At 66.1% G+C, this 17076-nt stretch carries 19 protein-coding genes; 11 read left to right on the plus strand and 8 right to left on the minus strand.

Annotated features, from left to right (window positions below):
- The coding region (locus tag PMI42_RS40475; RefSeq protein ID WP_008135765.1) for a LysR family transcriptional regulator at window positions 1–112 on the minus strand (112 nt) is incomplete at its 3' end.
- 309 nt (window positions 113–421) lie between these two features.
- Between PMI42_RS40475 and PMI42_RS15730 the strand changes: the two genes are divergently transcribed.
- The 3 genes from PMI42_RS15730 to PMI42_RS15740 all read left to right on the plus strand — a co-directional run bounded on the left by PMI42_RS15730 (window position 422) and on the right by PMI42_RS15740 (window position 2313).
- Window positions 422–1201 carry a sulfite exporter TauE/SafE family protein gene (locus PMI42_RS15730; RefSeq protein ID WP_008135767.1) on the plus strand — a complete coding sequence of 260 codons (780 nt, stop codon included), beginning with the start codon at window positions 422–424 and terminating at the stop codon, window positions 1199–1201.
- A complete protein-coding gene (locus PMI42_RS15735) occupies window positions 1198–1428 on the plus strand; it encodes a hypothetical protein (protein WP_008135769.1) in 231 nt (76 codons plus the stop codon). Before PMI42_RS15730 ends, PMI42_RS15735 begins: the two co-directional genes overlap by 4 nt.
- 186 nt (window positions 1429–1614) lie before the next feature.
- Window positions 1615–2313 carry a glutathione S-transferase family protein gene (locus PMI42_RS15740; protein WP_008135771.1) on the plus strand — a complete coding sequence of 233 codons (699 nt, stop codon included), beginning with the start codon at window positions 1615–1617 and terminating at the stop codon, window positions 2311–2313.
- A gap of 66 nt (window positions 2314–2379) precedes the next feature.
- On the opposite strand, the gene PMI42_RS40480 is transcribed toward PMI42_RS15740, so the two are convergent.
- Window positions 2380–2595 carry a cysteine-rich CWC family protein gene (locus PMI42_RS40480; RefSeq protein WP_081502921.1) on the minus strand — a complete coding sequence of 72 codons (216 nt, stop codon included), beginning with the start codon at window positions 2593–2595 and terminating at the stop codon, window positions 2380–2382.
- A gap of 114 nt (window positions 2596–2709) precedes the next feature.
- Here PMI42_RS40480 and PMI42_RS15745 point away from each other — a divergent pair, with 114 nt between their 5' ends.
- The 3 genes from PMI42_RS15745 (at window position 2710) to hmuQ (ending at window position 5962) form a co-directional block, all read left to right on the plus strand.
- Window positions 2710–4278 carry a DUF1800 domain-containing protein gene (locus tag PMI42_RS15745; protein ID WP_008135772.1) on the plus strand — a complete coding sequence of 523 codons (1569 nt, stop codon included), beginning with the start codon at window positions 2710–2712 and terminating at the stop codon, window positions 4276–4278.
- A 2-nt stretch (window positions 4279–4280) separates the two neighbouring features.
- Entirely contained in the window at window positions 4281–5498 is a 1218-nt protein-coding gene (locus tag PMI42_RS15750; protein ID WP_008135773.1) for a DUF1501 domain-containing protein, read from the plus strand.
- 140 nt (window positions 5499–5638) lie between these two features.
- Window positions 5639–5962: a heme-degrading protein HmuQ gene (hmuQ, locus tag PMI42_RS15755; protein ID WP_008135774.1), complete on the plus strand. Its 324-nt coding sequence runs from the start codon at window positions 5639–5641 to the stop codon at window positions 5960–5962.
- A gap of 16 nt (window positions 5963–5978) precedes the next feature.
- On the opposite strand, the gene PMI42_RS15760 is transcribed toward hmuQ, so the two are convergent.
- The 6 genes from PMI42_RS15760 to PMI42_RS15775 all read right to left on the minus strand — a co-directional run bounded on the left by PMI42_RS15760 (window position 5979) and on the right by PMI42_RS15775 (window position 9923).
- Window positions 5979–6920 carry an aldo/keto reductase gene (locus tag PMI42_RS15760; RefSeq protein WP_008135775.1) on the minus strand — a complete coding sequence of 314 codons (942 nt, stop codon included), beginning with the start codon at window positions 6918–6920 and terminating at the stop codon, window positions 5979–5981.
- Between the two features lie 256 nt (window positions 6921–7176).
- The gene (locus PMI42_RS15765) at window positions 7177–7632 is read right to left on the minus strand and encodes a GNAT family N-acetyltransferase (RefSeq protein WP_008135776.1); all 456 of its coding nucleotides are present in this window, start codon (window positions 7630–7632) and stop codon (window positions 7177–7179) included.
- A 72-nt stretch (window positions 7633–7704) separates the two neighbouring features.
- On the minus strand, window positions 7705–8505 hold the full coding sequence (locus PMI42_RS15770) for a PAS-domain containing protein (protein WP_008135778.1): 801 nt from the start codon (window positions 8503–8505) through the stop codon (window positions 7705–7707).
- A gap of 192 nt (window positions 8506–8697) precedes the next feature.
- A complete protein-coding gene (locus PMI42_RS40050; protein ID WP_008135780.1) occupies window positions 8698–8856 on the minus strand; it encodes a hypothetical protein in 159 nt (52 codons plus the stop codon).
- Window positions 8857–8941: 85 nt separating this feature from the next.
- Window positions 8942–9118, minus strand: coding sequence for a hypothetical protein (locus tag PMI42_RS40055; RefSeq protein ID WP_008135782.1), 177 nt, complete (start codon window positions 9116–9118; stop codon window positions 8942–8944).
- Window positions 9119–9272: 154 nt separating this feature from the next.
- Complete coding sequence (locus PMI42_RS15775) at window positions 9273–9923, minus strand: glutathione S-transferase family protein (protein WP_008135785.1); 651 nt, start codon at window positions 9921–9923, stop codon at window positions 9273–9275.
- Between the two features lie 559 nt (window positions 9924–10482).
- On the opposite strand from PMI42_RS15775, the gene PMI42_RS15780 reads away from it, so the two are divergent.
- The 5 genes from PMI42_RS15780 (at window position 10483) to PMI42_RS15800 (ending at window position 17076) form a co-directional block, all read left to right on the plus strand.
- On the plus strand, window positions 10483–11685 hold the full coding sequence (locus tag PMI42_RS15780) for a pyridoxal phosphate-dependent aminotransferase (protein ID WP_008135787.1): 1203 nt from the start codon (window positions 10483–10485) through the stop codon (window positions 11683–11685).
- A 282-nt stretch (window positions 11686–11967) separates the two neighbouring features.
- Entirely contained in the window at window positions 11968–12450 is a 483-nt protein-coding gene (locus PMI42_RS15785) for a DUF992 domain-containing protein (protein ID WP_008135789.1), read from the plus strand.
- 184 nt (window positions 12451–12634) lie between these two features.
- Entirely contained in the window at window positions 12635–14683 is a 2049-nt protein-coding gene (locus PMI42_RS15790) for an elongation factor G (RefSeq protein WP_008135791.1), read from the plus strand.
- Between the two features lie 256 nt (window positions 14684–14939).
- Window positions 14940–15212, plus strand: coding sequence for a helix-turn-helix domain-containing protein (locus PMI42_RS15795; protein ID WP_008135793.1), 273 nt, complete (start codon window positions 14940–14942; stop codon window positions 15210–15212).
- A gap of 109 nt (window positions 15213–15321) precedes the next feature.
- Window positions 15322–17076, plus strand: a complete 1755-nt coding sequence (locus tag PMI42_RS15800; protein WP_008135795.1) for a SulP family inorganic anion transporter — start codon at window positions 15322–15324, stop codon at window positions 17074–17076.

A 17076-nucleotide genomic window follows, 5' to 3' on the forward strand; every position in this document is an offset into this window, starting at 1 on the left:
GGCTGACGGCGGCCGCCGACACGTTCAGCTCGAGCCCGGCCGCGGCAAAGCTGCCGGTCCGCGCCGCCGCCTCGAATGCCTTGATGCCGTTGAGAAACAGCAGCCGCCGCAAATGATCCACCCTCAGGAAAGCTGATGCAAGGCCAAGATAACTCAGTTTGCGAAGCCAGGGCAAGCGAGGCAGAAATATCGGCGTAATTCATGCTGATTTGCCGAGGCGGAGAGGCTGCCCTTCGCCTCTCCCCGCTTGCGGGGAGAGGCCGGAATCCAAGCAACGCTTGGATTCCGGGTGAGGGGGACTCTCCGCGAGTCCAACTGCCACCTCCCCTTGCGGAGAGTCCCCCTCACCCCACCCTCTCCCCGCAAGCGGGGCGAGGGAGACGAACAGCTTGCGTCCCTTACTCGCCTTCAGGAGAACCCCGTGACATCCATCATGATCGCTGCCCTTGGATTGCTGATGGTCGGCACCGCGTTCCTGTCGGGGCTGTTCGGCATGGCGGGCGGGCTGATCCTGATCGGGGTGCTGCTGGCCCTGATGCCGCTGCCGACGGCGATGGTGCTGCATGCGATCACGCAGATGGCCTCGAACGGCTGGCGCGCGTTCCTGTGGCGGGCGCATATCCGCTGGCGGCCGGTCGCGAACTACATGGTCGGCGCTGCCGTCGCGCTCGCGGCCTGGTCGCTCACCCGCTACGTGCCTGACAAGCCGATGGCGCTGCTGCTGCTCGGCGTCACCCCGTTCATGGCGCGGCTGTTGCCTGCGAATATCAAGCCCGATCCCGACCGTCTCTGGCAGGGCACGGTCTACGGCACGATCTGCATGGGCCTGATGCTGATGACCGGCGTGTCGGGCCCGCTGCTCGATACCTTCTTCCTCGGCGGCGATTTCGGCCGGCGCGAGAAGGTCGCGACCAAGGCGATGTGCCAGCTCGTCAGCCATTTCACCAAGCTGATCTATTTTGGCGGCATCATCGACCAGGCCGCGAGCCTCGATCCCGTGCTCGCCGGCGTCGCGATCGCAGCCTCGATGCTCGGCACCACGCTGGCGCGGCGCATCCTCGAAGCCATGACCGACCAGCAATTCGTGGCCTGGTCCAACAAGCTGATCACCACCATCGCCTGCTACTACATCCTCTATGGCGGCTGGCTGCTGGTTCGTACGGACGTCGCGGCCGCCTTCGACAAGGGAGGATTGCCATGAGCGAGATTGCCGATCCGCTGGTGCTGGACTTCGTCGAATGGGTCGCGCGCGAGCCGCGCGCTTATGCCGAGGTGATCGCGACCTGGAAGACCTCGTGCCCGCGCCTCACCATCTGGGAAGACGCCGCCGAGCGCGGCTACGTCGCCCGCGAGACGCTGCCCGGCCTCGGGCTGGTGATCGCGGTGACGGAGGGCGGCGCAAGGTTTTTACGAACCAACGGGCGGTGATACGCACGTCCGTCTCCACACCGTCATTGCGAGCGCAAGCGAAGCAATCCAGAATGGGAGACCCTCACCCTGAGGAGCGCGCATCTTGCGCGCGTCTTGAAGGGCGAGGCCGAGATCGGGCCTTCATCCTTCGAGACGCGCGTTCCGCGCTCCTCAGGATGAGGGTCTGGCGGGAGTAGCCTGTCCATGTCGCTCAAACTCTACGAACTCGTCGGCACCGACGCCGCTCGCCCGTTCAGCCCGTTTTGCTGGCGCACGCGGATGGCGCTGGCGCACAAGGGCCTGTCGGCGGAATCGCTGCCCTGGCGCTTCACCGAGAAGAGCGCAATCGCGCCGCACGGCTCGGAGAAGGTCCCGGTGCTGCTGCATCACGACGAGCCCGTGGTCGATTCCTGGACGATCGCGAACCATCTCGAAGACAATTTTCCTGACAGCCCGTCGCTGTTCGGCGGCGAGGGCCGCCGCGCCATGGCGCGCATGATCAACGCCTGGGGCGACATCGCCATCGTCGGCGGCATTTTTCCCCTGATCATTGCCGACATCCCGAAGAACCTCGCCGAAGTCGATGCCGCCTATTTCCGAAAGTCGCGCGAGGCGCGGTTTGGTGGCAAGAGCCTCGAAGACATCATGGCGAGCCGCGACACCGGCGTGATCGCATTCCGCAAGTCGCTGGAGGTGATGCGGCAGACACTGAAGAAGCAGCCCTATATCGGCGGCGACGCGCCGAACTACGCCGACTACATCGTGTTCGGAGGCTTTCAATGGGCGCGGGTGGTGAGCCCGTTCAAGCTGCTGGAGAGCGATGATCCGATCTACGCGTGGCGCGAAAAGCTGCTCGATGCGTTCGACGGCATGGCGCGGAAATCGCCGGGACACGCGGTGTAGCTTTCTTCGTAGCCCGGATGGAGCGAAGCGAAATCCGGGGCCGCTGCCAACGGAACGATTCCCGGATTACGCTTGCGCGCCATCCGGGCTACGCGCTTCCGCCGCTGCCTTCCTCAAACACTCCCGGCACAGGCAATCCTCGCCCTTCACCGGCATCGGCAGCTTTGCCGTTTCCTCCGCGCACCAGCAAGCACCTGACAGATCGCAGCCGAACTCGGTGCCGCAGCGGGAACAGGCAAGGCGGCGCGGTTCCGGCGTTGGGGATTCTTGCTGATTTGTCATGATTTGCGCAAAAGCTGTGCGGTCATTTTCATGTCGGGTTCATCTCTCACCACGGTATATTATGCGCCGCGCACGGATCAGGAAAGCGGCTGGCAATCCGCGAAGGACAAATCGATGGCCCGCGATTCGCAAGCCGCGCTCGTCGCGCTCAACCGGTTCGGCTTCGGGGCGCGCGGCGGGGCCTCCGGCGATCTGATCAATGCGGCCTCCGATCCCAGAGGCTTCGTGAAGGCGGAACTTGCCCGCCCCAACGGCGTGCTGCTGGAGGCGCCGGGGCTGCAATCGACGCCGCAGCTCGGCCAGGCCGTGTTCGCCTATCAAGACGAGGTCAAGCAGGCGCGCGAGGCCGCCGCCAAGGAAACTGCGAAGGCCGGCACGCCGCCTGAAGCACCGCAGGCGCCGGCCGACCAGAAACCCGGGCCGCGCCGCAATCTCTCGCTGAACACGGTCGCGACCGAGATCGCTGGCCAGATGACCGATGCCAAGCCGGCCAACAGTGCAGCGAAACCCGAGACCATGCAGCCCAACGCTGCTGCACCGCCGCCCGCAAAACCGGCGCCGCAGCCGCTCAACGTGATCCAGAAAACCTTTCGCGCCGAGGCGCTGGCGCGCTTGCAGCGCGCGACGCTGGTCGAGTGCGGCTTCACCGAACGTCTGGTCGTGTTCTGGTCCAACCATTTCTGCATCTCCGCAACCAAGGGCGAGCTGGCGCGGATCTGGGCCGGCGCGTTCGAGCGCGAGGCGATCCGACCGCATGTGCTCGGCCGCTTCGCCGACATGCTGAAGGCCGTCGAGCAGCATCCGGCGATGCTGTACTTCCTCGACAACCAGCAATCGCTCGGGCCTGACTCGCGTGCGGGGCAGAACCGCAAGCGCGGGCTGAACGAAAATCTCGCGCGTGAGATCATGGAGCTGCACACGCTCGGCGTCGGCGGCGGCTATACCCAGGAGGACGTCACCTCGCTCGCGCGCATCATCACCGGCTGGACCTTCGCCGGACGGCAAGGCGGGTTAGGGGCGCCCGGCTCCTTCGCGTTCAACGCCAACGCGCACCAGCCCGGCCCCCAAATGCTGCTCGGCAAGACCTATGAGTCGGCCGGCCTCGCGCAGGGCGAGGCGGCGCTCGCCGACATCGCGCGCCATCCCGCGACCGCGAATTTCATCGCGACCAAGCTGGTCCGCCATTTCGTCGCCGACGATCCGCCGCCGGTGCTCGTGGCGCGGTTGCGGGATGTGTTCGTCAAGACCGACGGCGATCTCAAGGCACTGGCGACCGCGCTGGTCGATTCCGACGAGGCGTGGAAAGCGCCGCTGACCAAGATGCGCTCGCCTTACGACTTCGTGGTCGCGAGCGGTCGGCTGCTCGCGCGCGTGCCGGAGGATCCGGGCGGCTATCTGAACAATCTCAATTTGCTCGGTCAGCCGCTGTGGTCGCCAGCCGGTCCCAACGGATTTCCGGATACCAGCGCTGCATGGGCCGCGCCTGAGGGCATGAAGCTGCGGCTCGACATCGCCGCGCAGATGGGCGCGCGGCTTGGGCCCAACATCGATCCGCTCGACTTGCTCGAATTCGCTGCCGCCGACGCAGCGTCGATCGAAACGCGCAAAACCATCGAGCGCGCGGAATCGCGCCAGCAGGCGCTGGCGCTGCTGCTGATGTCGCCGGAAATGCAGAGGAGATGAAGATGATCGACTGCGTCGAGAACCGCCTCCTCACCTCGCGCCGCGGCCTGCTGCTCGGCGGCGCCTCCTTCGCGGCCTGGGCCTATCTGCCGAAATTCGCCCGCGCGGCCGACGGGCGCGATCCGCGCTTGATCGTGGTGATCCTGCGCGGCGCGCTCGACGGGCTCTCAACCGTCGCGCCGGTCGGCGACCCCGATTATGCCGGCCTGCACGGCTCGATCGCGCTCACGGCGGACGGCGCCCATCCCGCGATCATGCTCGACAGCTTCTTCGCGCTGCATCCGGCGATGCCGGAATTTGCGCGGATGTACCGCGACATGCATGCGGCGGTGATCCACGCGGTGGCGACGCCCTATCGCGATCGCTCCCATTTCGACGGCCAGGACGTGCTCGAAAGCGGCTATGCCGGTCCCGGCCGCGTGCAGTCCGGCTGGCTCAACCGCGCGCTCGACGCGCTGCCGCGCGGCGAGCGCGTGTCGAGCGGACTTGCGGTCGGCCCGACCACGCCGCTGGTGCTGCGCGGCAATGCGCCGACCGTCGGCTGGGCGCCGGTCGCGCTGCCGCAGGCCGACGACGACACCGCGATGAGGCTGGTCGATCTCTATCGTCACCGCGATCCCGCGCTGGCCTCGGCCTTGTCGCAGGGTCTCCAGCTCGACAAGGTCGCGAGCGGTGACGACATGAAGCCGAAGGGCGGCAATCAGGTCGCGCAGATGCGCCAGGTCGCGCGTGGCGCCGCAAAGCTGATGGCGGCCGATGACGGGCCGCGCATCGCCGCGCTCGCCTTCGACGGCTGGGACACGCATGCCAATGAAGGCGGCCCGGTCGGGCGCCTCGCCTTCCTGCTCGGCGGGCTCGACGGCGCGCTCGCCGAATTTGAAAGCGGCCTTGGCGATCGCTGGCGCGACACCGTCGTCGTCGTCGCCACCGAATTCGGCCGCACCGCGCGCATCAACGGCACCGACGGCACCGATCACGGCACCGGCACCATCGCGCTGCTCGCCGGCGGCGCGGTGAAGGGTGGCCGCGTCATCTCCGACTGGCCCGGCCTCAAGCTCGCCAACCTCCATGAGGGCCGCGACCTCAAGCCGACGACGGACTTGCGCTCGGTGATCAAGGGCGTGCTGCAAGGCCAGTTCGGCCTGTCCGATCGCGTGCTGGCTGAGACGGTGTTTCCGGACAGCGCAAGCGCACGGCCGATGAAGGGATTGATTGCCTGATCCACAAACGCCGTCATTCCGGGGCGCGTATAGCGCGAGCCGGAATCCATACGCCCGATGGAGGTTATGGATTCCGGGCCCGCGCCTTGCGGCGCGTCCCGGAATGACGACATGATGGGCCGGACATCAGGAGACCACCTATGTACATCGCCATGAACCGCTTCCGCGTCACCAAGGGCTCCGAGGCCGCCTTCGAGCAGGTCTGGCTCTCGCGCGATACCTTTCTTGATGGGGTGCCGGGCTTCGTCGAATTCCATCTGCTGCGCGGGCCGGAAGCGGAGGACCATACGCTGTACGCCTCGCACACGGTGTGGGCGAACCACGCCGCGTTCGAGGCCTGGACCAAGTCGGAGGCATTTCGTGCGGCGCATGCGCGGGCCGGCGACAACAAGCCGCTTTATCTCGGCCATCCCCAGTTCGAGGGCTTCGAGGTGATGCAGACTGTGGCGCGCGGCGCGAAGTAGCGCCGCGCTATAAAGATCAGCCCTGCGTGATCTTGTCGATCTCCGCCATCTCCTCGGCGCTGAGCTTCCACGCGATCGCCTTCACGTTCTGCTCGATCTGCTCGGCGCGGGTGGCGCCGGCGATCACGCTCGAGACCTGCGGGCGCGCGGCGAGCCAGGAGAAGGCGAGCTCGAGCATCGAGTGCCCACGCGCCGTCGCAAAGGCCTGGAGTTTCTCGACGATGGCCTCGTTGCGCGGCGTGACATAGCGATCGCGCAGCCGCGGAGTCTGGCCGAAGCGGGTGTCGCCGGGTGCGGCTTCGCCCTTCTTGTACTTGCCGGTCAGAAGGCCGCTGGCGAGCGGGAAGAACGGCAACAGGCCGAGCTTGTATTCCTGCGCCGCCGGCAGCAGGTCCTTCTCGATGTCGCGCACCACCAGCGAATATTCGTCCTGGCATGAAACGAAGCGCGTGACATTCATCGCGCGCGCGACGTACTCGGCTTCCGCGATGCGCCAGGCCGGAAAGTTCGAATTGCCGATGTAGCGGACCTTGCCCTGGCGAACGAGATCGTCCAGCGCGCGCAGGCTCTCCTCGATCGGCGTCAGCGGGTCGTAATCGTGCTGCTGGTAGAGATCGATGTAATCGGTCTTCAGCCGCTTCAGGCTCGCTTCCACCGCCGCCATGATGTAGCGCCGCGAGGCGCCCTGCTTGGTTCCGTCCTCCGCCATCGGCTTGGAATATTTCGTCGCCAGCACGATGTCCTTGCGGCGATCGCCCAGCACCGCGCCGAGCACGGTTTCCGAGCCGCCCATGGCCGAATAGATGTCGGCGGTGTCGAACAGCGTGATGCCGAGGTCGAGCGCGCGATGGATCACTTTGCGCGAGGCCTCGAGATCGATGCGCTGGCCGAAATTGTTGCAGCCGAGCCCGACCGCAGACACGCGAAGGCCGGAGGCGCCGAGATTACGAATTTCCATGGGAGGTCCTGTCAGGAGAAAGCAGCCCATTGTGGCCGCGGTGCCCGCCAGCGGCAAGGCGCCGCCTTGCGGTGCTGCCATGCCGTCGGGAACTGACGTCAAAAAAATGCGGCCCCAGTCAGACGCGGCGACTGACGGGGACCGCTTTGGGGCGCTTGATCGGTGACGGGGGGCCTGATCAGACGCAGGTGGAGCCTAGTCCCGCTATGTAACGCGCGGGTGACAGGCGGACTTATCCACAGGCTGCGTCGGCGGATCAGAACAGCTTGCGATAGACGATGAATCCGGAGCGTTCCGCGACCTTGTCGTACAGGCGCTGCGCCGTGACGTTGGTCTCGTGCGTCTGCCAGTAGACCCGCGGCGATCCCGCCAGTTTCGCCCGCTCGTACACGCCATGGATCAGCGCCGAGGCGACGCCCTTGCCCCGCGCGCCCTCCAGCGTGAACAGATCCTGCAAATAGCAGGACGGCTCGATCGCGGTGGTGCTGCGATGGAACAGATAGTTTGTCATGCCGAGAAGCTTGCCGTCGCTCTCCGCGACCAGGCCGTGCACCGGCTCATAGGCGTCGAAGAAACGCCGCCATGTCACGGCCGTGATTTCCGGCGCGAGCGCGGTCGGGCCGGAGCGGCCGTAGAAGGCGTTGTAGCCGTCCCATAGCGGCAGCCATTGATCGTAATCCTGCCGCGTGACGGGGCGAATGGTGAGTGACATCCTGGAATTCCGCGAGCGATGAAGTGACCTTCATACGTGATGAAGGGCATGGCGATCAATCGCGGCGTTGCATCACTCCGCGACGCGCAGATACCGGATCAGCCTGCGGTTCGCGGGATCGCGCAGCGAGCGATAGTAGTCGGCGCGCGCCGGCGCGTCGGTGTGGCGCACGAGATCGGTCACGGGCGTGTAGCTCAGCATGCGCCCGCCGTCGGGCAGCGCGGCGCAGACGAAACGCAGCACCTCGCCGTTGCGCAAATTGATGTTGATCGGCGTGGCGTCGCCGATCCGCACCATCTCCATGCGCAGCGCGATGAAAGTGCCGAGCTCGTCCTCCGGCAGCTCGAACGCGCCCGTGTCGCGGCCGTGATACATCAGCGCGATGAAGGGCGGCTTGCCGTCGGCGATCTCGTCCGGCAGCGCAAAGTAATCGCGGAAGGCGCGGTTGATGAACTCGGCGCGCGTTTCGGCATCGAGCAATACGATGCCGATATCGACCTGGTCGAGCGCGGCCGACAGCCGTGCGGCAATGGCGTGGCTCTGGCGCTCGGTGGCGAAGGCGGCGAGCAGCCGCTCGCGCATCAGGCCGGTGATGCCCGCGGTGCCGAAGGCCGTCACCGCGAGCAGGCCGACCAGATCCGCGCTGGCATGGAGGGTGCGATGGCCGGCGAAGAACAGCGCCGCGCCGGCGACCGCGAGCGCCGCACTGGTCACGGCGGAGGCGAAACCCGACAGCGCGCCTGAAAGCGCCACGATGCAGACGAGCAGCGGTGCGGGCGAGGGAATGTGGACGGAGCGATCGAGCAGGATCGCCAGCAGCGTCATCGCCACCGTCAGCACGGGACCGGAGATCGCACGCCATCCGAACCGCATGGGCCTGTCTCGTTCCTCCCCGAACGAGTTAAGGCCGCAACACTGACTGATTGTTGCGATGGCGCAGTGCGAAATCGTGCGGCGCGCTTAAAGGCGGCTTGCGCCGGCGCGCAAAGCTTTCGGAGGATTTAGAGCGTTTTCGAACGAAGTAGGGTGCCGGTTCGCGTAGGGAAAGCGCGTCAAAACAAGAATCTACACCAGGTGCACGTGCCTGACGCGTTGCTGGAACGCGGGCGCATTCAGCGTCGAGGTGCCCGAGCTCTTGCGCATGCCGGTGAAGATCAACAGCGATGCCGCGACCAGGATGGCCGCGGTCAGGGTGATTGCAACGACGACCACAGGTGATTTCATCGAAATCCTGTCGCGATACCGGTCGGCGCGGGCCAGATCGAAAGTCTCCTGGCGCCGTGAAGGCTCGTCGAGGATGAAACGGGGATCAGACCGGCAGGCCCATCGCCATGGTCGCCTTGGTCGACAGCACCGTCAGGGTGACGATCAGACACAGCGACAGCGCCGCGACGGCGAGCGAGGCCGCCACCGCGTGGGTCAACCGGGAAGATGCGACGGTATCGGGACGGCTCTGAAAGCCTGCCGTGCCGGACGCCCGAATCATGGTCTAAATCCTTCAACGTGCGGGCGAATCACCCGCGACGTCCTGCAATTTCACAGTTTCAATCGGCAATATTGCGGCGGCTCTTCAGCGAAAATGGCAGGATTACGGCAAAGGTTAACGATATGCCCGTTATTTCTTAACGCGCTGGCCGTTTTCAGGCCCCCGCCGCGATGCTGGCGGGGTCGTCGACCTCGGCGGGACGCCAGTCCATCGCCACGAAGCCGGGTGCGGCCTCCACCCGCTTCAGCCAGTCCCGGATCGCCGGGAAGGGCGCCAGGTCGAAATCGCAGCGGTCGGCGAGGTGGGTGTAGCCATAGAGCGCGATGTCGGCGACCGTGAGCTGCCGGGCGGCGAAATAGGAATTGGTCTTGAGGTGATTCTCCATCACCTGGAGCGCGCCATAGCCGCGCTCCATCCAGTCCTCCAGCGCGTGGGTTTGCAGGTCGCGGCCACCCTTGACCAGCGACAGCCAGAAATAGGCCGCGCCGATATTCGGCTCGAGCGCGTGCTGCTCGAAGAACATCCATTGCAGCGCGTCGGCGCGGTCGATGCGGTTTTCCGGCGCGAGCGGCGTGCCGACGGCGACGTACCACAGGATGGCGTTGGACTCGGCGAGATAACGGTTGTCGCCGACCTCGAGCAGCGGCACCTGTCCGGACGGGTTCTTGGCCAGAAAGTCCGGCGTTTTGCTTTCGCCGCGCAGAATGTCCACCTCGATCGCTTCATAGGGCAGGTTCAACAGCGCCAGCGCAAGGCGGACCTTGTAGCTGTTGCCCGAGCGTTGCATCGAATAGAGCTTGTACATTCTTGGGATGATTCCGAGGGACAGGAAGGCGCAACGCGTCCTGCCCACGCGCTGCGGCTAAACAATGATGCCGATGCGAATCCGCCGCAAGGGCCGGCCGGTAGAAAAACTCGAAAACCCTACCGCACTGCAACGGCGCGGAAGATCATTTCCGTGCGGCCATGTAACTCAGTTCACGCTTGCGTCAACGCACGGAGGCATTGCGTCGTGCATTGGTGAGGCGCACGCGCTCGCGTTTCGTGATGGCCGGGCACAGCGATCCGAAGGACGGCGTCGCATCCGCTGGCCGGTGAACGGGGCATCATGACGTCTGCCTTCACGGCGATACGCAACGCGCAAAATTGCTCCGAGGACAAGCCTTGCCGGATATGAGCGATTCTGACGGCAAAGTTGCGGAATATTACGGAAAATCGCGCCTCAAAACGCCCAGAATCCGTAAACTTTTTCGAGATCGGGCCGAAGTTTCTTGCGGCGCAGCGGCACACGTTTTAGGGTGCGGCATTCCCACAATCGGAGTCGTGACGACCAAAGGGTTCACGACGCTTGTCAGGAGACGACGATGGCCTTTCTTGCTGCTGCGCTCGACCGTGTGAAGCCGTCCGCGACCATCGCGGTCACGGATAAAGCACGCGCGCTGAAAGCGGCGGGCCGCAACGTCATTGGCCTCGGCGCGGGCGAGCCCGATTTCGACACGCCCGCCAACATCAAGCTCGCCGCGATCCACGCCATCGAGGCCGGCAAGACCAAGTACACCGCGGTCGACGGCATTCCCGAACTGAAGGAAGCCATCATCGGCAAGTTTCAGCGCGAGAACGGCGTCAGCTACAAGCCGAACCAGATCATCGTCGGCACCGGCGGCAAGCAGGTGCTCTACAACGCGCTGATGGCGACCATCAATCCGGGCGACGAGGTGATCATCCCCGCGCCGTACTGGGTCAGTTACCCCGAGATGGTGGCGCTCGCCGGCGGCGAGCCGGTGCCGGTGGTCTGCCCCGCCGCAACCGGCTTCAAGCTCCAGGCTGAAGCGCTCGAGAAGGCGATCACGCCGAAGACCAAATGGGTGATCCTGTGCTCGCCGTCGAACCCGACCGGCGCGGCCTATACCAAGACCGAGCTCAAGGCGCTCACCGACGTGCTGGTCAGGCATCCGCATGTCTGGGTGATGACCGACGACATGTACGAGCATCTCGTTTACGACGACTTCCAGTTCACCACCGTCGCGCAGGTCGAGCCGAAACTCTACGACCGCACGCTCACCGTGAACGGCGTGTCGAAGGCCTATTGCATGACCGGCTGGCGCATCGGCTATGCCGGTGGCCCTGCCCAGCTCATCAAGGCGATGTCGACGATCCAGTCGCAGTCGACCTCGAACCCGTCGTCGATTGCGCAGTGGGCCGCGGTGGAAGCGCTGAACGGTCCGCAGGACTTCATCCCCGCCAACAACAAGGTGTTCAAGGAGCGCCGCGATCTCGTCGTCTCCATGCTCAACCAGGCCAAGGGCATCGAGTGCCCGCGTCCGGAAGGCGCGTTCTACGTCTATCCGTCCTGCGCTGGCACGATCGGCAAGACCGCGCCGTCGGGCAAGGTGATCGACAGTGACGAGACCTTCGTCACCGAGCTGCTCGAGACCGAAGGCGTCGCCGTGGTGCAGGGTTCGGCCTTCGGCCTTGGCCCGGCATTCCGCATCTCCTACGCGACCAAGACCTCGGACCTCGAAGACGCCTGCAAGCGCATCCAGCGCTTCTGCGGCAATCTGCGGTAAGTCTGTCGCGGCAGCGCGAATTGAAAGGGCCCGCTTCGTGCGGGCCTTTTTTGTTCTGGCAGGTGAAGATTTGTCCAGGGCAAGAGGCGCCTGCTCTATCCCCGTCATTGCGAGCGTAGCGAAGCAATCCAGAATCCCTTCGCGCAAAGACTCTGGATTGCTTCGCTGCGCTCGCAATGACGGAGGATCTGGCACCGTCATCACTCTTGTGGCATAGAACGTCGCGCCCTGCTTGCAGGGCGCCCTCTCTGCTCGCATCCCATTCATCGCCGGAGACATTTCATGCGCCGTTCGTTCATCCTCGCCGGGCTCGCCGCGGCCAGCCTCGTTGTCTCCGTCGCAAGCAGCGGCGCGCAGCAGCCGCGGATGGTGCGGGTCGGCGTACTCGAATGCCGCGGCGGCGCCAGCGTCGGCTTCATCGTGGGCTCCGTGACCAATCTCGGCTGCGTGCTGCGCGCCGACGGACTGCCTGAAGACCGCTACGTCGCGACGATCCGGAAAGTGGGCCTCGACATCGGCATCACCCAGGAGACCACGCTGGCCTGGGGCGTGTTCGCGCCGGTCGACCGGCTCGGCCCCGGCGACCTCTCCGGCAATTATGCGGGCGCGCAGGGCAGCGCCTCGATCGGTGTCGGTGTCGGCGGCAACGCGCTGGTCGGCGGCTCCAACAATTCGATCGCGCTCCAGCCGCTCAGTGTGCAGGGGCAGGTCGGCCTCAACGTCGCCGCGGGCCTCGAGAGCCTGGAACTTCGTCCGGGCCGTTAACAGCGCGCGAGGTGTCGGGTCACCTCTCCCGGTCGGGGAGAGGTGAAACACCGGCCGTTAACACTTGATCCAACCGACGACGCACCGCAGCGACGTTTGACGCTTGCCAAATCTCGGGGACGGGCAGAGCATCTGCTCTTGCCGACCCAATCATGGGCCGAGCTCCACACCAAGGAGGCGGCGAATGGGACAAGACGTCAGAAGTCCCCGAGGTCCACGGTGCATTGCGCTGGTGGGCCCTTTCCAAAGCGGTAAAACCACACTTCTCGAAGCGATCCTGGCACGAACGGGCGCGATCCCGCGTGCCGGCAGCGTCGATGCCGGAACCTCCGTCGGCGACGCCACGCCCGAAGCCCGTCATCACAAGATGACCGTCGGCCTCACCGCCGCCACCACGAGTTTCATGGGCGACAGCTACACATTTCTGGATTGTCCCGGTTCCGTCGAGTTCGCCCACGACATGCGCGCCGCGCTGCCTGCGGTCGATGCCGCCATCGTGGTCTGCGAGGCCGACGAAAAGAAGCTGCCGCAGCTTCAGATCATCCTGCGCGAGCTGGAGGAGCTGAAGATCCCGCGCTTCCTGTTCCTCAACAAGATCGACCGCGCCAACAAGCGCATCCGCGAGACGCTCGCAACGCTCCAGCCCGCCTCGCGCGTGCCGCTGGTGCTGCGCCAGATCCCGATCTGGAAGGACGAGATGATCGAGGGCTTTGTCGATCTCGCGCTGGAGCGCGCCTTCATCTATCGCGAGCACAAGGCCTCCGAGGTGGTCGCGCTCGAAGGCGGCAATCTCGATCGCGAGAAGGAGGCGCGTTTCTCGATGCTGGAGAAGCTCGCCGATCACGACGACGCGCTGATGGAGCAGCTGCTCGAGGACATCCCGCCGCCGCGCGATGCCGTGTTCGACGATCTTGCGCGTGAACTGCGCGAGGGGCTGATCTGCCCGGTGCTGCTGGGCGCCGCCGCGCGCGAAAACGGCGTGCTGCGTCTGATGAAGGCGTTGCGCCACGAGGCGCCCGGTATTGCGGAGACCGCCAAGCGTCTCGGCGTACCCTCCGCTAAGGACGCACTCGGCTTCGTGTTCAAGACGCTGCATTCGCAGCATGGCGGAAAGCTGTCGCTGACGCGGCTGCTCGCCGGCCATCTCGAGGACGGCGCGACCCTGCAATCCTCCTCCGGTGGCGCGGGCCGCATCTCCGGCATTCTTGCCGTCAATGGCGCCTACGACACCAAGCGTGCGGCGGCGGAGGCCGGCGACACGGTGGCGCTCGCCAAGCTCGATCCCGTCAAGACCGGCGACACGGTCTCGAGCGGCAAGACCCCGCCGGCGGCGCTCGCCGCCGCAGAACCCACCCCGCCGGTGCTCGCGATCTCGGTCGCGGCCACCGACCGCAAGGACGACGTCAAGCTCGGCCAGGCGCTGACGCGGCTGCATGAGGAAGATCCCTCGCTCATCATCGTGATGAACGCCCAGACCCACGACACCGTGTTGTGGGGACAGGGCGAGATGCACCTGCGCGTCGCCAGCGAGCGGCTGCGCGACCGCTTCGGCGTCAAGATCGCCTCGCATCCGCCCGCGATCGGCTATCAGGAGACCATCCGCAAGCCGATCGTCCAGCGCGGCCGCCACAAGAAGCAGTCCGGCGGCCACGGCCAGTTCGGCGACGTCGTGCTCGACATCAAGCCGCTGCCGCGCGGCGAGGGGTTCAAGTTCGCCGAGAAGGTGGTCGGCGGCGCCGTGCCGCGCAACTATATCGGCGCGGTGGAAGAGGGCGTCGTCGACGGATTGGCGCGCGGCCCGCTCGGCTTCCCCGTCACCGATGTGCAGGTGACGCTGACCGACGGCTCCTATCACAGCGTCGATTCCTCCGACCTCGCCTTCCGCACGGCGGCGCGGGTCGGACTCAACGAAGGCCTGCCGCATTGTCAGTCGGTGCTGCTGGAGCCGATCCACGTGGTCGAGATCGTCTGTCCGACCGACGCCACCGCCAAGATCAACGCGATCCTGTCGGCGCGGCGCGGCCAGATCCTCGGCTTCGACACCCGCGACGGCTGGAGCGGCTGGGACTGCGTCCGTGCGATGATGCCGGAAGCCGAGATCGGCGAGCTCATCGTCGAGCTGCGTTCGGCCACGGCCGGTGCCGGCAGCTTCACCCGCACGTTCGACCACATGGCCGAAGTCACCGGCCGCGCCGCCGACCAGATCATCGCCGCGCATCAGCACGCGGCGTGAGCGGCTAACGCGGCAAGGCACGCGCACTCTTGCACCCCCTCTTCCGTACTTACGGGAGAGGGGGTGCGATGCCCTCTCCACCCGTCATTGCGAGCGTAGCGAAGCAATCCAGAGTCCCTCCGCAGAGGCAGCCTGGATTGCTTCGCTACGCTCGCAATGACGGAGGAGGGAGCTTGCGCTCGGCTTGGAGTGATGTATTTTACATCATTGTCTATGTTCCAGACATCACTTATAATCCCTGATACGTGAGGCCGAGGTGATTACGTCGTTCCAGATGCGGGCAGCCCGCGCGCTGCTCGGCATCGACCAGAGAACCCTGGCCGAGCTTGCCGGCGTGTCGCTGCCGACCATCCAGCGGATGGAGGCCTCCACCGGCAATGTTCGTGGCGTGGTCGAAACCTTGATGAAGGTGGTCGAGGCGTTCGAGCGGGCCGGCGTCGAGCTGATCGGCGAACAGGCGCGCAGCGACAGCGGCGGACGCGGCGTTCGGCTGAAGGAGCCGGGGCCGCCACGTCGGGTGGGAGCGTGATCCCGCGATGATCATGCTCGGGAGCAGGTTCAACTAACGCACCGTCGCGCCGAAGCACGCGGCCGCACGATGCATCGGAGCGTTGTGGGCAGCGGAGCAGTTTGCTGAAATGAGCATCACGGGCGAACACGCAGGCAAGCTGCACCAGCTTCGTCAGCCGACCTTTACCGAACTCTATCTGCCGAAGCTCGTCACCGTCTGGCGCGAGGGTTATGGCCTTGCCGATGTCCGCGCCGACGTGTTCGCGGGCCTCACGGTCGCGATCGTCGCGCTGCCGCTGTCGATGGCGATCGCGATCGCCTCGGGCGTGACGCCGGACCGCGGGCTCTACACCGCGGTCGTTGGCGGCTTCATCGCGTCGCTGCTCGGCGGCAGCCGGTTCCAGATCGGCGGTCCCGCCGGCGCCTTCATCGTGCTGGTTGCGGCGACGGCCGATCGCCACGGCGTCGACGGCGTCATCCTCGCCACCCTGATGGCGGGTCTTTTCCTGATCGCCGCCGGCTTCCTGCGCGTCGGGACTTACATCAAGTTCATTCCTTATCCGGTGACGGTCGGCTTCACCGCCGGCATCGCCGTGATCATCTTCGCCAGCCAGTTGCGCGATCTCGGCGGCATCACGCTGGCGGGCAAGGAGCCCAGCGAATTCGTCCCGAAACTCGCGGCGCTGGCCGGAGGCCTGCACACCGTCAACCTGTCTGCACTTGCGGTTGCGGTCGTCAGCATCGCCATCATCGCCGCTGTGCGGCGCTGGCGGCCGTCCTGGCCCGGCATCCTGATCGCGGTCGTGCTCGCGGCCGTCGTGTGTGCGGTGTTCGCGCTACCGGTGGAAACCATCGGCTCGCGCTTCGGCGGCATTCCCCGCGAATTGCCCTCGCCGGCGCTGCCCTCGTTCTCGCTTGCGAAGGCGCAGGCGGTGCTGCCGGATGCGATCTCGTTCGCCCTGCTCGCCGCGATCGAATCGCTGCTGTCCGCGGTGGTGGCCGACGGCATGACCGGGCGCCGGCACCGCTCCAATTGCGAGCTGGTGGCGCAAGGCGCGGCCAATGTCGGCTCGGCACTGTTCGGCGGCATCTGCGTCACCGGCCTGATCGCGCGCACCGCGACCAACATCCGCGCCGGCGCGCGCGGCCCGCTCGCTGGCATGCTGCATTCGGTTTTCCTGCTGCTGTTCATGCTGATCGCGGCGCCGCTCGCGAGCTACATTCCGCTCGCCGCGCTCGCCGCCGTGCTCGTCGTCGTGGCCTGGACCATGGCCGAGAAACACGAATTCGCGACGCTCTTGCGCTCGTCCTGGGGCGACGCAATCGTGCTGCTCGCAACCTTCCTGCTCACGATCTTCCGCGATCTGACCGAGGGCATCCTGGTCGGCTTCGCGCTCGGCGCGGTGCTGTTCATCCATCGCATGTCGGAGATGACGGGCATCGAGGAGCGCACGCCGCTGGTGGCCGCCGACCGTCCCGACGACGGCAATGGCGAGCGGGTGCCTTACGATCCCGCGCTCGCGGTCGATCGCGACGTGCTGGTCTATCGCATCACGGGCGCGTTCTTCTTCGGCGCGGCCTCGGCGATCGGGAGCGTGCTCGACGGCATCGCCGACAAGCGCAAGGGTTTTGTGGTCGATTTCGCCGCGGTGCCGTTTTTGGATTCGACCGCGGCGAACGTGCTCGGCCGCGTCGCCGCCAAGGCGCACCGCCAGGGCATCCGCCTGTTCATCACCGGCGCCTCGCCCGCAGTCCGCCGTGCGCTGCTGACCCATGGCGTCACCCCGCCGCGCGCCCGCTACCGCGAGACGATCGAGCGCGCAGTCGCCGACATCAAGGGCGGAGCGGCAAAGCCCGCGGCCGACGACATGGCCGCGACCTGA

This window comes from Bradyrhizobium sp. YR681 (assembly GCF_000282615.1).
In the GTDB taxonomy this organism is placed as follows: Bacteria; Pseudomonadota; Alphaproteobacteria; order Rhizobiales; family Xanthobacteraceae; genus Bradyrhizobium.